Origin of the sequence: Herbaspirillum autotrophicum, from assembly GCF_001189915.1 — a bacterium.
Lineage (GTDB): Bacteria > Pseudomonadota > Gammaproteobacteria > Burkholderiales > Burkholderiaceae_D > Herbaspirillum > Herbaspirillum autotrophicum.
Window position 1 is genome coordinate 154,465 of record NZ_LFLS01000006.1, and the last position, 13,148, is coordinate 167,612.

Consider the following 13,148-nt stretch of genomic DNA (forward strand, 5'->3'; position numbering starts at 1 on the left):
CGCAGATGTTGGAACATGGTGGCAATTTGCACGAAGCCGTGCAGCGTTACGGACGACCGCTGAGCCAATGGCTGGACTTGTCGACCGGCATTAATCCGCAACCGTATCCGTCGCCGATACTGGACCAGCTGGTGTGGCATCGCTTGCCGGAAACCAGCAGTGAACTGGTGGCCGCAGCATGCGCTTATTACGGCGCACCGGACATGCTGGCAGTGGCCGGCACGCAAGCCGCGATTCAGGCTTTGCCGCAGTTGCGACGGCAGCAGGCAGCGGATAAACTATCGCGGGTGGTGGTGGCGGCACCGGCTTACGCCGAGCATGCCCATCGCTGGCAGCAGGCGGGTCACGCGGTACGGGAAATTGACTATCCTCATCTGGCGCAGGCAATTGATACCTGCGATGTCATGGTGGTCTGCAATCCGAATAATCCCACCGGCGCCGGCGTCGCCCCCGGCGTCTTGCTGGACTGGGCCGCACGGCTGGCAGCACGTGGCGGCTGGCTGGTGGTGGATGAAGCGTTCGGCGATACGTTGCCGTTGCAGAGCGTAGCAGCACATGCCGAGATGGCGGGCCTGATCGTGTTGCGCTCGGTCGGGAAATTTTTCGGCCTGGCCGGTTTGCGTCTCGGATTTGTTGCCGCCAATCGGATACTGCTCGACGACTTGCGTGACTGGCTCGGTCCCTGGGCGGTCAGCGGGCCGGCGCAGGAAATCGGTTTGACGGCCTTGCGTGACAGCGCCTGGCAGCAGGCCACGCGCGAACGTTTGCTGGTCGATGGCAGTCGCCTCCGGCAATTGCTGGCAAGCTGCGGCATCGTCTCCGGCGGCAGTGCCTTGTATCAGTGGTGGCCGCAAGCGAATGCCGGCGCGTGGCATGACTACATGGCGCAGCAAGGCATCTGGGTGCGCTTGTTTACACGCGGGGCGGGCGGCATACGGCTTGGTCTGCCGCCGCATGAAACCGGCTGGCAACGGCTGGAGCGCGCATTGCACGGCTGGTCTGCCAGCGCAGGAACCGCATCATGAGTTTGCCGGATTTCCCGCACCATACGCTGATGGTGCAAGGCACCACTTCCGACGCCGGCAAGAGTACGGTGGTGGCGGCCCTGTGCCGTCTGCTGCGCCGCCATGGCGTAGCCGTCGCTCCATTCAAGCCGCAAAACATGGCGCTCAACAGTGCGGTGACGATTGACGGTGGCGAGATCGGCCGCGCGCAGGCATTGCAAGCGGTGGCGGCCGGCATCGCTGCGCATACCGACATGAATCCGGTCTTGCTCAAGCCCTCCAGCGATACCGGCGCGCAAGTGATCATTCACGGCAAAGTGCGGGCCGACATGAATGCGCGCGATTATCACCAGTACAAGACCACGGCCATGGCGGCGGTGCTGGAGTCATACCGCCGCCTGCGTGCACAGTATCAGACGGTGTTGGTGGAAGGGGCCGGCAGCCCGGCCGAAATCAATCTGCGTGCGCGTGACATCGCCAACATGGGCTTTGCCGAAGCGGTCGATTGTCCGGTGATTCTGGTGGCCGATATTGATCGCGGCGGTGTCTTTGCGCATCTGATCGGCACCCTGGATTGTTTGTCCGAGAGCGAGCGGGCACGCATCATCGGTTTTGTCATCAATCGGTTTCGCGGCGATATCAGCCTGCTGCAACCAGGGCTGGACTGGCTGGAGCAGCGTACCGGCAAACCGGTGCTGGCAGTGCTGCCGTATCTGCAGGGCTTGCATCTGGATGCGGAAGATGCGATCCAGCAAGGGCAGAGCGCCAGCGGTAGTTTTCGGGTAGTGGTGCCGGTGCTGCCGCGCATCAGCAATCACACTGACTTTGATGCCTTGCGCGCGCATCCCGAAGTTGATTTGCGTTTCATCGGTCCGGGCCAGCCGATTCCGGCTGCGGATCTGATCGTTTTGCCGGGCAGCAAAAATACCCGTAATGATCTGGCCTGGCTGCAGCAACAGGGATGGCCGGCGGCGCTGCGCAAACACTTGCGCTACGGCGGCAAGGTGATTGGCATTTGCGGCGGTTTTCAAATGCTGGGTCACAGCGTCAGCGATCCGCACGGTGTAGAGGGTGTTGCCGGCGATACGGCCGGCCTCGGTTTGCTGGATATGAGCACCGAATTGACCGTCGACAAAACCTTGTTGCAAGTGCGCGGACATTGTCTGGTCGATGACACCGCAGCCGCGGTCAGTGCCTATGAAATCCATATGGGCAAATCACACGGCAATGCTTTCAGGCGTGCGGCGTTTCAACTGATGACAGTGGACGCCGGCGACGGCCTGCGCAATGAAGGCGCAGTGTCGGAGGACGGTCAGATATTGGGCAGCTATCTGCATGGCATGTTCGACGCGCCGCAAGCATTTTCCGCGCTGTTGCGCTGGGCTGGTCTGCACAGTGAGCTGACGGTCGATCTCGGACAGTTGCGGGAAGACAGTCTGGAGCGCATCGCCGATGCTGCCTTGCCGCTGTATCAACGGCTGTTGTCCGGCAAATGAAAGGGTGGGGGGATGTCGCCTTGTCCGCTGTTTTCAGGCGTGTATCAGGCGTTGGATGAAGTTCAGATAATTGGTACGCGGCGGCGCCAGAAATTCCAGTAATGCCTGATTGACGAAGTCGGGATTTTCGAGCGTGCTGAGATGGCCGGCATTGGGAATGGAAACAAACGGGCAGCCGATCTTGTCTGCCAGTTCCTGCAAATCGGTGGGGGGTCTGGGAATATCTGCCACGCCCGTCAGAAACAAAGTACGTTTGCGATTGAGCAGGCGCAGACGTTCACCGACATCCTTGCGATCGAACATCATGCGCCCGAGCGGCACGATGCTTTGGAGTACCCGTTCGGCTGGCGTGGTGGCGAGCGCATCATGCAGTTCGGTACGCAGCGGCGAGGCGATGTCGTCATAAGGATTGAAAAACAGAGGCACGATTGCTTCCAGCAGCGGTTCGGGAAATTTCCCGGCGGTTTCGATCTGGTCCAGCAAGGACCAGTAACGGGCACGGGAACCGACAGGTTCGACCCCGAGACAGGCATCCATGATCACCAGCGTCTTGACCCGGGCCGGTACCAGCAGCGTCAGCTCGGTACCCCATAAGGCACCGATCGAATGGCCCACCATCGAGAACGAGCCGATACCGAGGTTATCCAGCAATTGCAGCATGTTGCGGGCCAGGCTTTGCAGATCGGTGGTGGCTGGCGGCAGCGACCCGGAGCCGCCATGACCCCACAGATCGGGCGCGATGACCCGGTAATGCTGCGACAGGGCTTCGATCTGCGGACGCCACATGCCGCTGTGCCACAGATAGCAATGCGCCAGCACAATGGGAAAACCCTGTCCTTCATCGAGATAGTGAAGCGGCTGGTTGTCTACGATAGAAATTGGCATGAATCGGTATCCTTATGATGGCGATGGCGAAGTAACAGACGCCGGCAGGCAGGTGAACCGGTAATCCGGCAGTGCTCCGGTAATGACCGGACGGGTGGATACGTGAAGCCGTCAAGCCTGGATAAATCCGTAGAACAGTGACGTGAAAAAATAGCATAAATATTTCCCGAAGGAAACATATCAGATCACTATGAAGATGCAATAAAACGCGGTGGGAGCGATGTTGCAGAGCAGGACGAGGGTGCGCTCAGGTGCTGCCGCAAAATGGCATAACGGCCGTTGCAACCGTTACAGGAGTGCGCGCCGGCGGCGGCCGGCGGCGTATGTCAATTCAGTTCAATGCCGCACTGGCGGCTTGTTCCGGTGTCAGCCCGTCGTAGAACATGTCGGTAAACCATTCGACTTCTTCTTCAATATGTTCTTGCGCCTGATCCAGCGTTGCGCCGCCGGCAACCAGGAATTTCTCCACTTCAGTGCACCATTCAATCAACGCCTGTGTTTCGGGATCCAGCTTTTCTTTCTTTGCCATCGTCATTCCTTTTTGTTCAAGCCTGTACTTTGCCACGATTTGCGGCCGTTTGTCTGGCGCCATGTAGATTGCTGCCCGTGCGCAGCAGGTCAGGCGCGCGGATCAGTGCGCGAAGCTCAATAATATTTCATTAAAAACTCGCTGAATTGCGATGTTTTTTTGCGGTCACAAAAAACAGAATTGATCTCGGATCCGAGCGGCGCACCCGCAATGCGGATCGCGTTCACGGCCGTAGGCTGCGGCCTGGATTTTCGATCAATTTTCCAGCAGGGAACTCAAGATGCCCAGTGCACAGATACGTATTCATTTGGGTGGCAATGATCGCGCCTCGCAGGCCTTCATGCGGGTCACGCATCCGGATGGCGAGTGGACCGAATATCATCTGACCGGCAGCGCCGGCACCAACGCCCTGTTGTTGATCGACGAACCCGGCCGGCAGGCCAGAGCGGCCTTGTGCCACGCCGATATCGGCGGACCGGTGCAGCCATTGAGTATCGTTGAGTACCGCACACTGATGGCAAGTACCCGCTATCCGGCCTGATGTTTTTGCAAAACGGCAATGTTGATGTGCTGGCATGTTTGCCGGCATGACGGCGCCATTCTCTGTCCGAAGCCCGATCCGCGCTGAAATCTCCATGCGATGCAAATGTAAATCTGGTATCGTTGATCCGCACGCATTTCAAACAAAGGAGACTGATATGGATCTGGTAGAGAAATTTGATGCAAAAGGCAAGACCGGAGCGCCTTACCATGTTGAGGTGTATGAAACACGGCTGACCGATGCCGATGTCAATGCGCCAGCCGGCTCCAGAACCTATAAACTGGCCGACGGACGTTCGCTTGACCCCTTGTCCGACGCCAAATTCAAAATTGTCCAGACCGGAGAAAAGATCTACCGCCTGTAAGTGTCAGCGGTTCTCAGTACCTGTTCACCGCAGGCCCGCCCTCACGCCGGCTTGCGGTAATCGTTTTCTATCCAGGCTGCAGCAGTGGCCTCGGTCAATCTGAAGTTCGCCGCCACCTGTACCTTTGCCAGCAACTCGCCGTCATTATCATGCGCGGCCAGATCGGCATAGGGAAAATCATCATCCGGCACAATATCCAGCGTTACCCGGATGCCACTGGTGCCGACTTCCACGCTCTTGTGCAATTGCGCATGTAATTGTTGTTCATGCCGGCGACGGAATTCCGAAGCGGTCTTGACCAGCGTGTTGAACGCCGAGCGATCCAGCGGTTTCGGATTCTTCTTGTCGCGCCCCATGGTCCAGGGGCCGGTCAGGGTCGGTTCGGGCTCGCCTTCGCGGGTCATTTCGACCGCCCAGCCGTCATCGTCATCATTGTTGATTACCCGGGCAGTCCAGCCGTCGTCGCGCCACAGGCGCGGTTCATTGATGGTTTCCGGGATTTCCGGCGATTCGCTGTCGAGGGTATTCTGGTCGGACATGGATGAGTTCCTGATGCAAGGCTCGCTATCATAGATGAATATCGCTCCCGCTGCGCGCTGACGCCTGCCGTTTCTGCCGCAAAAATTCCTCCCTGACATTTTCTGCATGCATTGCTGGCTGCCGCTTGCCGCGGTCCGTTGCGGATGGCAGCGGTTTCCGGGCGTCACCGTGCGGTTGCCGCGGCCAGCCGGATGCGCGCGTGCCAGAGCATCGGATCGTTGCAAACCGGTGCCGGTTGCCTCCCAAAAATAATCCAATTCCTATTTCAATTTCAGCCTTTGCTGATTTCGTTCGCAGGTCGCTGTCACTATGATGACGGGACAGTATGCGAGGTGCTCTCAACGAAAAGAGATGACTTTCGCGGATGAGTTTCCGGGGTGACATGCCGCACGGCAAGCACAGTAATGAATAGGGGAAGAGTGATGATTCGAAGCCTGGTTTTGTGGGGGGCAGGGATGTTGAGCATGGCTGCAGTTGCGGCGCCGAGCATTCATATCGGTGCCATGTATGACTATCTGGAGGACGACCGCAGCACCTTGCTCAAACGCATCCGCAATTCCGGCGATAGCACCGCCTTTGTCCGCGTGAGTATCACCGAGGTGAGCTTCGGCGAAACCGGCGAGCCGCAAGAAAAAATCGCCGCCGCCATCAGTCTCGGCCAGAAGCAGGCCGGAGCCACGCTCGTGGCAAGTCCGGCCCGTCTGATCATTCCGGCCGGCGGCATGCAGGCAGCACGCCTGATGTATCTCGGTCAACGCGACAGGGAGCGTTATTTCCGCGTGCGTTTCGTGCCTGTGGCACCGGAAGAAAAAGAAGGATTCAGTCCCGAAAATGCGGCCGAATACCGGCAATCGGTATCTGCCGGCGTGACGATGCTGATGGGATACGGCGCGATGCTGTTCGTAGCGCCGAAACGTCCGAGCTATCACACCGAGGTCGTTGAGCAGGATCAGAAAATCATTGTGCGCAACAACGGTAACGCCACTGTCGTACTGGCCGATTTCCATGCCTGCGAGGTTGACGGGAATGATTGCGGCACCCCCTCGAAATATCACGTCCTGCCGGGCCGGACCAGAGAGTTTGTAAAAGAAGCGGGGCATGAGTACCGCTTCAAATTGCATGAAGGAAAGCGCGACAAGACGTTTGAGTTTGCAGGGTAGTTCTGTTCTTAACTGTTTTTATATGTTTAAAGGAAGCATTATGTTTTTGAAAAAAATATCTTCATTGGCTGCACTCGGTATGGCATTGGCGTGGCATCCGGTATCGGCGCAGACGAGTCAGCGGGTTCCGATGCTGGTGCATGTGGAGGCGCATGTGCCATCAGAGCAGTTTTCGGTATCGCCGTTGGGCTGGGATCATACCGTTCCGGTGAAACTGGCTTTCGATACTCAGAACCGGCGCTTGGTTGCCGCCAACCGGCATCTCCGGGTACGCAGCAATATTGGCGATGTTTCTGCCCGTTTGGTTGGCCTGGCGATTCTGACCAATGGCACTGCCAGCGTTCCGCTGCATGTCTCTGTCGGTGACAAGATGCTGTCAATGGAGTCGCAGACCGTCGCTTTACACAACGACACAAGGACTGGAGACGGTGCCAGTCTCGGCTTTTCCATCACCCCCGGAGAGCATCCGCCAAGCGGACTTGCTCTTGGTAATTATTCAGGTGTTGTCTCGTTGCTGTTTGAAACCAATCCCGCAGCAAACTGATTTTTTCCGTAATCGATAAAGCCATATTCAGCAGGGCGCTGGACGCCCTGCAACACCGGATGTCAAAACTATTCCCGTTTTTTATTGCTGCGGCCTTGTCTGTTGCCGATACCGCGCACGGACAAGAGCAGGTGCCTGCGAAGGCTTCCTCCGCAAGCCTGAATTTATTGACGCAGGCCGAAGGATTGCCTGCCGAATTTCGCGATCACTTCTTCGATGTGCCGCTCGTCGTGCTGATCGAACTCGATGGCGAATTGCTCGGCGAGGCAAGAATACTTGTCTCCCGTGATGAAACCGTCCATCTGATTGAGTTTACTGATGTCAGCGGAAGCCGGATCAGCCCGGCACGCAGAAAAAAATGGGCCGACGTGCTGCAGGCCGGCGCCAGACTTGGCGACTGTACCGAAAAGTGTGGCGGCGAGCTGGTCGCGCTGCACTATAGCCTGGAAAACTCCGTGCTCGCCGTGTTGACGACGGCGGTTGAGCGTAGCGACAATGAAGTGCGTTACCGGAGCTTGCCGCCAGGCGGCAGTTATGGCGCCATTGTCGGTAATGAACTCAATGTGCTGGGCGGCGAAGGTCAGACGTTTACCGGTCGCTATGCGGTAGATGCGCGCGGCAGTTTCGGATACTGGAATACCGCATTCGGTGCGCTGGTGGAAAAGAGGGCCGGTCGCGAAAAACGGCACTCGGTTCAGCATTTGTATGCCGAGCGTGAACTGGAAGGCAATTTTTTGCGCGCCGGATTCTTTACCCCCGGCGGTGAAGGCATGTTGCGCCAGCCGCGCAATCCCGGAGGACGTGCCTATACCGTTCTGGGGGCCATGCTCGGCAGTTCCGACAGCCTGATGGCAGATGAAGACACTGCCAGCACCTATCCGCTCTACGTGACCGCCAGCCGGCAGGGCATGGTTGAAATATTCCGCAATGGCAGTCTGATCAACACACAGCCGGTCAAGGCCGGCTTGCAGGTGATCGATACCCGGGTGCTGCCGCGCGGGATTTATAACGTCGAGGTGCGGGTGATCGAAGACGGCATCGTGACATCGCGCAAAGAAGAACTGATTTACAAACCCAGCAACTGGCGGAACCCGGAGCAGCGCTGGCGTTACAACGTGGTATTGGGACGCCAGCGGACCTTGCTTGACAATCAGTCCTACGGAAAAGAGGGCAAGATTTTTGCCGGCATCGGCGCCAATTACATGCTGCATCCACGGGTCATTCTGGGTATGTCGGTGCAACGCCTGGGAACGCATCAGTCGCTGGGATCTTCGGTTGACTGGAGTCTGGCTGAACGCGTCAATTTCTACGGCAATGTCTACCGGGCCGGAAAATTCGGCACCGGTATCGATGCGCAAACCATTCTCAGGTTTGACAGCGGCAGTGCGGTCTTCAGCCACAGCCGGGCCTGGCTCGGCAATCCGGATCGCTCCGCGCGAGCCAGCGCGGTGGCGCGCTATCAGGGAGTTACCACCAATTCGTCGGTGGCGTTGCAGCGAAACTTCGGCGGCAGGACCTCGGCCGATGGCCGCTTCAATCACAGCAGCGGCGCCAGCCATAGTGTCAGCCTGGATCTGGGCGTCAGCCACCGGCACAAGCTGTTCAACAATGATGCCCAATGGCGGCTGTCGGTATTTCAACGCGCTGACAGCATCGACGGGGTGAACCGGCGCAACCGGGGACTCGATCTGACGCTCAACTGGAGTCTGGGCAGCGGCAGCGACAGTATTTCCGCCAGCATGGGTGCGCGTAACGCGGTCGATGGCGGCCGCGATCAGTACGCCGCGCTGAACTATATCCGGCATCACGACGAGGACGCGCTGCGCGTGGTGTCGGTCGGCGGCTTGCTGGATCGTTACGGACTCAATCTCAATGCGGCCGCAGGCTTTCAGAATACTTACATGCGTGGTGACGGCTATGCCCAGCGCTCGTCATTCAATGGCGACACGACTGCTGCCCTCAACCTGACCAGTACGGTTGCCGTCGGTGGCGGTGGCGTGGCGGCCAGCGGAGAGTATTTGCCGGGCGGCACGGCCGGGCTGATCGTCGACATTGAATCCGATGTGGCGGAACTCGATTTGCGCGCCGACGACACTGCCGGCGGCAGTACGCTGCTCCGGAAGGGGCGCAATTTCGTGCCGGTGGGAGCCTACAAGCCGGGCACGGTGCAGTTTGATCTGGCGCGCGATACCGATACGGCCATCGCCATTTCGCCGGCGGCCAGCGGGTATCACCTGAACAAGGGCGGCGTCGCATATCGCAAGATCACCGTTACCAGAACGCTGACGGTACTGGGACGTCTTGTTGATACAGAGGGCCTGCCGCTCAAGGGCCTGCATGTAGTGAATCATGCCGGACGCAGCGTCAGTGAAGCCGATGGTGTTTTCGTTCTGGAAATGAGTGCGCGCACACCGACTATCGAAGTGCGCAACAGAGATATCGTGCTGTGCAGTCTGAAGGTCGACCCGGGATCGCACAGAAAAGAGGACGACATGCTGATGCTGGGAGACGTGCGCTGCCATGACGCCAATATCGCGGCGGTGACATTGCCGGGCCGTGCCGGCCTCCAGTGAATGCCGCAGCAAACGCGCCGGCGACCTCTGACGGCGGGATGACAATGGAGGGATATTGCTGATGATCGTTTTCCTGTATCTGTTTGAACTGACCATGCTGCGCGTGCGAAACGGTGGTCTGGCCTGTTGTCGCAGCTGCATGCTGTTGTTCGTCTGGGCCGGACCAGCGGCTGCGATCGAACACCAGATCAGCGCCTCGCTCAAGCGGGGGGCCGGCAGGGACGGGCAGGTATTCGTCAATACCACGCCGGTGTCCGGCATATGCAGGAGCGTGATGTATTTCTGCGGGGATTTCCCGTTCTCCGTCATGACGCGTATCGTGGCGGACGGTCCCAAGCACATGGTTGCCAGAACGGAGCCGGGTCCGGATGGCAGTGATTTGCTGCTCAAGGTGCCGGGCCCGATGGAGATCGAGATAACGCATACGGGACTGGGCGTGTCGCGCACGCTGAAGTTTGTTCCCAAATTGTTCGGCATGTCGCTGGAAATGCCAGAATCGCCCAACAACGCTTCCTGGCAGCTTGATCCGGAATGCAGCTTTGGCGCACGCGGCGGCTCGACCCCCCGTTCTTATCAGTTCGCCTGGCTGCTCGCGCCGGAAAAACCGGTATGTCGCATGTTTTCCAGAGTGGAACGCACGATTACGCGTATTTCCAATATCAGTCTTGGTTATGAAATGGTTGCAGCGGCAGCGCACGATATGCCGGCCGGCGTCTATCGCGGCAGCCTGCGCTATACCGTGGGCGAGGGTGGTGATCTTGATCTCGGTGCCGGATTTACCTACAACACCAATGAACTCGTCTTTAACGTGAATCTGACGGTGACGCAGGAAATGGCTGTGCAACTGGCCTCCGGATCGGCATCTGTCGAGTTGCTGCCGCCGGGCGGATGGCAGCAGTGGGGAACTCAGCCGCCACCTTATCTGAAGGCCGAGCTGCCGTTTTATCTGAGTGCCTCGGGGCCGTTCAAGGTGTATCTGTCTGGATGTGACATTCCAATGGGCGATGGTTGCGGGATACGTCATGCATTTTTCAACAAGAATATACCGCTGCAGATTGCCGTAACACTGCCCGGCATGAAACGTGATGATGCTGATGTCAGTCTTCTGGTGTTGTCCAATAACCGCGACGCCTCGCCGTTGCTGGCACCGGATACGGGGGCCGTGGCCCGGCGCCTGTCGCAAGTGCATTTCAATGTCAATTGGCCGGAATCCAAAGACATGCGTCGCTATGGCGGCAAATTCGTGGGCAACGTCACATTGATGTTCGATGCCGATTTTTGAATCCATATGCATCGCGATCGCAAGCCGGTCGTTATATTCATGATGATGCAAACAAGGAGCTGTGAGAGTGATGATCAGAAGTTGCAAAACGGGGAGCTGGTTGTGGCCGGGTGTGATGTTGTGCTGGCTGCTGCTGGCAGGGGCTGCTGTCGAAGCGGTGGAGGTGACCATCAACGCCGAGTTCAAAATGCCGCCCGGCGGTGCCGAACGGCGGTTCATTGTCGCCGGGAAGGCCACCGGACTATGTGCCGATGCGCCGTCGTTGTGTAATGTGCGCGAATCGTCGGTATTGTTGCCGCAGCTTCGTGCTGCGCTTTATCCGCCGCGCGGTCAGAAGCAGATTTGGTATCCTCCTCCTGTGAGGGCTCGCAGCATCAGGCCCAGAGAAGGGCCGTCGGCACAGTTGCAGTTTCCCGGCGCAAAGAAGGTAATGGTCACGCACACGACGAGCGGGGCTTCCTATCCGGTGACGTTTGCCCCGCGCTTGCTCAATGGCAGACTGCACGGCATTTTTGGTCAAACTTTTTCGGGTTATCTCAAGCACCAGGATTCCTGCTGGATACTGCACGGCACACTGTGCAAGCGCTATGCGATGAATGGCTCCGAGATCGAAGCCGCAGACGTCTTCAGTCTGGTTTATCAGATCCATACACCCGATCCGCAACGGATGCTCGCCGGCGAATATACCGCACGGATTGAATATACAACCGGTCCGGGCAAGGAACTGGATTTCGGACGACACTTCAAATTCAACGACAATAAAATCGTCGTCAATCTGGTGTTGAAGGTGGTCACGGATATTGCAGTGGACGCCAAATTCAGCAGAGTGGTTCTGTCGCCGGCAGGTGGCTGGGATCGCTGGAAAATCGAAAATTCTGCCAGCGTACCCGGCCTCAGATACGACATGCCGTTTTATCTGACAAGTTCGGCGCCGTTCCGGGTCTATATTGAGGGTGCCGATGATTTTTGTCACGGGCGTTGCGTACTTAGAAATGAGAAAGCCCTCGCAACAGTCGTCATGGATATCGCGATGACCTTGCCATTCGTTACCAAGGCCGATGGCAGCGAAGTCAGAAACATGCCGGTGACGATACTGCCGCTGCGTCCGGGGGCGCGGCCGCCAGAGACATTGCAGCCGCGTCACTATTTGTACCGGCAGAGATCGTTTTTGCATTTGCGCGTTACCCCGGATCGGGTCGAACAGATGCTCAGGTTCCGTGGCGGCCTTTACCATTCGCAGTTCAACATCATATTTGATGCCGACTTGTAAAGGCTGAGAGCCGATAGTCCGTGCGGTGGCGGGGAGTCCGGAACAAGTGGCGGGCATAGCGTATTTTTTCAGGAAGAGAGGATAGCCGATGAAATGGCGTGACCGTATTGCCGCGACCTTGCTTCGCCTCGGTGAGCGTCGCGGCAGCTACCGAAGAGATGGCAGGATAACGCAGCAAGCGCGTGCGCAACCGTCTGCACCGCCGGCCACCAGACCACGGACAGGATTGCCCTCAACCATCATGGTGGTCGATGATCAGGTTGCCAACCGCTTTACCATCGAGCGGCAATTGCAGGTACTTGGCCGGAACGCGTTGATGGCAGACAGCGGGGCGGCGGCACTGGCGTTGTTGCCGCAACAACCGGTGGCGTTGATACTGATGGATTGCTACATGCCGGATATGGACGGTTACGCAACGGCACGGGCAATTCGTGACCGGCATGCGGATGCCGCGCAACAGATTCCGATCATCGCGATTTCTGCGGCCACCGATGCCTTGCATCAGGAAAAATGTTTTGAGAGCGGAATGGATGGCATACTCGAAAAGCCATTGCGTTTGCAGGAACTGAAAAAATTGCTGGCGGCATGGTTGCCGCATGAAGATCCGGCAATTGCGCCCGTGGTGCAGGAACCACTCAAGGGCGCTGCACTGTATGATCTTTTCTTTCGCTCCATGCGCATGGATGCCATGCGCATGCGACTGGCGTGTACCGACCGGGATATTCTGCTGTTGAAACACCTGAGCCATCGTATCAGAGGCGCCGCTCCCATGTTCGGTGCTCAGGAGGCTGCAGAACTGGCGCATTCGCTGGAATCGGCTCTGCGACTCGACAGCATCGAATGGCACATCGTGCAGGATGCCGTTGATGCCGTCAATGAAGTGGTCGACAGTCTCGACGTGCGCCTGCTGGCCGCGTCCTCAATGATGGGCTGAAGCCGGCCCTGAATCTGCTGCCTGCG

General features: G+C 58.1%; 13 protein-coding genes. 10 read left to right on the forward strand and 3 right to left on the reverse strand.

The window, feature by feature from the left end; all coding sequences use genetic code 11:
- Positions 1–5: 5 nt before the first annotated feature.
- Both cobD and AKL27_RS07025 read left to right on the forward strand, forming a co-directional pair.
- Positions 6–1,025, forward strand: coding sequence for a threonine-phosphate decarboxylase CobD (gene cobD, locus AKL27_RS07020; RefSeq protein ID WP_050462077.1), 1,020 nt, complete (start codon positions 6–8; stop codon positions 1,023–1,025).
- Positions 1,022–2,500 carry a cobyric acid synthase gene (locus AKL27_RS07025; RefSeq protein ID WP_232310923.1) on the forward strand — a complete coding sequence of 493 codons (1,479 nt, stop codon included), beginning with the start codon at positions 1,022–1,024 and terminating at the stop codon, positions 2,498–2,500. The genes cobD and AKL27_RS07025 overlap by 4 nt, the downstream gene beginning before the upstream one ends.
- 33 nt (positions 2,501–2,533) lie before the next feature.
- Here AKL27_RS07025 and AKL27_RS07030 read toward each other — a convergent pair whose 3' ends face one another.
- Positions 2,534–3,385: an alpha/beta fold hydrolase gene (locus AKL27_RS07030; protein WP_050462078.1), complete on the reverse strand. Its 852-nt coding sequence runs from the start codon at positions 3,383–3,385 to the stop codon at positions 2,534–2,536.
- A 331-nt stretch (positions 3,386–3,716) separates the two neighbouring features.
- Positions 3,717–3,914 (reverse strand): hypothetical protein, encoded by a 198-nt coding sequence (locus AKL27_RS07035; protein WP_050462136.1) that lies wholly within the window; start codon positions 3,912–3,914, stop codon positions 3,717–3,719.
- Positions 3,915–4,194: 280 nt separating this feature from the next.
- On the opposite strand from AKL27_RS07035, the gene AKL27_RS07040 reads away from it, so the two are divergent.
- Positions 4,195–4,455 carry a hypothetical protein gene (locus AKL27_RS07040; protein ID WP_050462079.1) on the forward strand — a complete coding sequence of 87 codons (261 nt, stop codon included), beginning with the start codon at positions 4,195–4,197 and terminating at the stop codon, positions 4,453–4,455.
- A 34-nt stretch (positions 4,456–4,489) separates the two neighbouring features.
- Positions 4,490–4,819, forward strand: coding sequence for a hypothetical protein (locus AKL27_RS28375; protein ID WP_232310924.1), 330 nt, complete (start codon positions 4,490–4,492; stop codon positions 4,817–4,819).
- A 41-nt stretch (positions 4,820–4,860) separates the two neighbouring features.
- Here AKL27_RS28375 and AKL27_RS07050 read toward each other — a convergent pair whose 3' ends face one another.
- Positions 4,861–5,358 (reverse strand): hypothetical protein, encoded by a 498-nt coding sequence (locus tag AKL27_RS07050; RefSeq protein WP_050462081.1) that lies wholly within the window; start codon positions 5,356–5,358, stop codon positions 4,861–4,863.
- Positions 5,359–5,823: 465 nt separating this feature from the next.
- Here AKL27_RS07050 and AKL27_RS07055 point away from each other — a divergent pair, with 465 nt between their 5' ends.
- From AKL27_RS07055 to AKL27_RS07080, 6 genes are all read left to right on the forward strand, one after another.
- Positions 5,824–6,519: a fimbrial biogenesis chaperone gene (locus AKL27_RS07055; protein ID WP_232310925.1), complete on the forward strand. Its 696-nt coding sequence runs from the start codon at positions 5,824–5,826 to the stop codon at positions 6,517–6,519.
- Complete coding sequence (locus AKL27_RS07060) at positions 6,458–7,063, forward strand: CS1 type fimbrial major subunit (protein ID WP_083438912.1); 606 nt, start codon at positions 6,458–6,460, stop codon at positions 7,061–7,063. Before AKL27_RS07055 ends, AKL27_RS07060 begins: the two co-directional genes overlap by 62 nt.
- 59 nt (positions 7,064–7,122) lie before the next feature.
- Positions 7,123–9,636, forward strand: coding sequence for a TcfC E-set like domain-containing protein (locus tag AKL27_RS07065; protein WP_050462084.1), 2,514 nt, complete (start codon positions 7,123–7,125; stop codon positions 9,634–9,636).
- 61 nt (positions 9,637–9,697) lie between these two features.
- Entirely contained in the window at positions 9,698–10,918 is a 1,221-nt protein-coding gene (locus AKL27_RS07070; protein WP_157056825.1) for a hypothetical protein, read from the forward strand.
- A gap of 67 nt (positions 10,919–10,985) precedes the next feature.
- Positions 10,986–12,188, forward strand: coding sequence for a hypothetical protein (locus AKL27_RS07075; RefSeq protein ID WP_157056826.1), 1,203 nt, complete (start codon positions 10,986–10,988; stop codon positions 12,186–12,188).
- Between the two features lie 88 nt (positions 12,189–12,276).
- Positions 12,277–13,122, forward strand: a complete 846-nt coding sequence (locus AKL27_RS07080; protein WP_083438913.1) for a response regulator — start codon at positions 12,277–12,279, stop codon at positions 13,120–13,122.
- The last annotated feature ends 26 nt before the right edge of the window (positions 13,123–13,148 follow it).

Bases quoted from the DNA above. Each gene is read 5' to 3' on its own strand.
- AKL27_RS07035 (WP_050462136.1), bottom strand. From the start codon at position 3,914: ATGGCAAAGAAAGAAAAGCTGGATCCCGAAACACAGGCGTTGATTGAA.
- AKL27_RS07070 (WP_157056825.1), top strand. From the start codon at position 9,698: ATGATCGTTTTCCTGTATCTGTTTGAACTGACCATGCTGCGCGTGCGA.
- AKL27_RS07030 (WP_050462078.1), bottom strand. From the start codon at position 3,385: ATGCCAATTTCTATCGTAGACAACCAGCCGCTTCACTATCTCGATGAA.
- AKL27_RS07055 (WP_232310925.1), top strand. From the start codon at position 5,824: ATGGCTGCAGTTGCGGCGCCGAGCATTCATATCGGTGCCATGTATGAC.
- AKL27_RS07080 (WP_083438913.1), top strand. From the start codon at position 12,277: ATGAAATGGCGTGACCGTATTGCCGCGACCTTGCTTCGCCTCGGTGAG.
- AKL27_RS07025 (WP_232310923.1), top strand. From the start codon at position 1,022: ATGAGTTTGCCGGATTTCCCGCACCATACGCTGATGGTGCAAGGCACC.
- cobD (WP_050462077.1), top strand. From the start codon at position 6: ATGTTGGAACATGGTGGCAATTTGCACGAAGCCGTGCAGCGTTACGGA.
- AKL27_RS28375 (WP_232310924.1), top strand. From the start codon at position 4,490: ATGTTTGCCGGCATGACGGCGCCATTCTCTGTCCGAAGCCCGATCCGC.
- AKL27_RS07050 (WP_050462081.1), bottom strand. From the start codon at position 5,358: ATGTCCGACCAGAATACCCTCGACAGCGAATCGCCGGAAATCCCGGAA.
- AKL27_RS07060 (WP_083438912.1), top strand. From the start codon at position 6,458: ATGAGTACCGCTTCAAATTGCATGAAGGAAAGCGCGACAAGACGTTTG.
- AKL27_RS07040 (WP_050462079.1), top strand. From the start codon at position 4,195: ATGCCCAGTGCACAGATACGTATTCATTTGGGTGGCAATGATCGCGCC.
- AKL27_RS07065 (WP_050462084.1), top strand. From the start codon at position 7,123: ATGTCAAAACTATTCCCGTTTTTTATTGCTGCGGCCTTGTCTGTTGCC.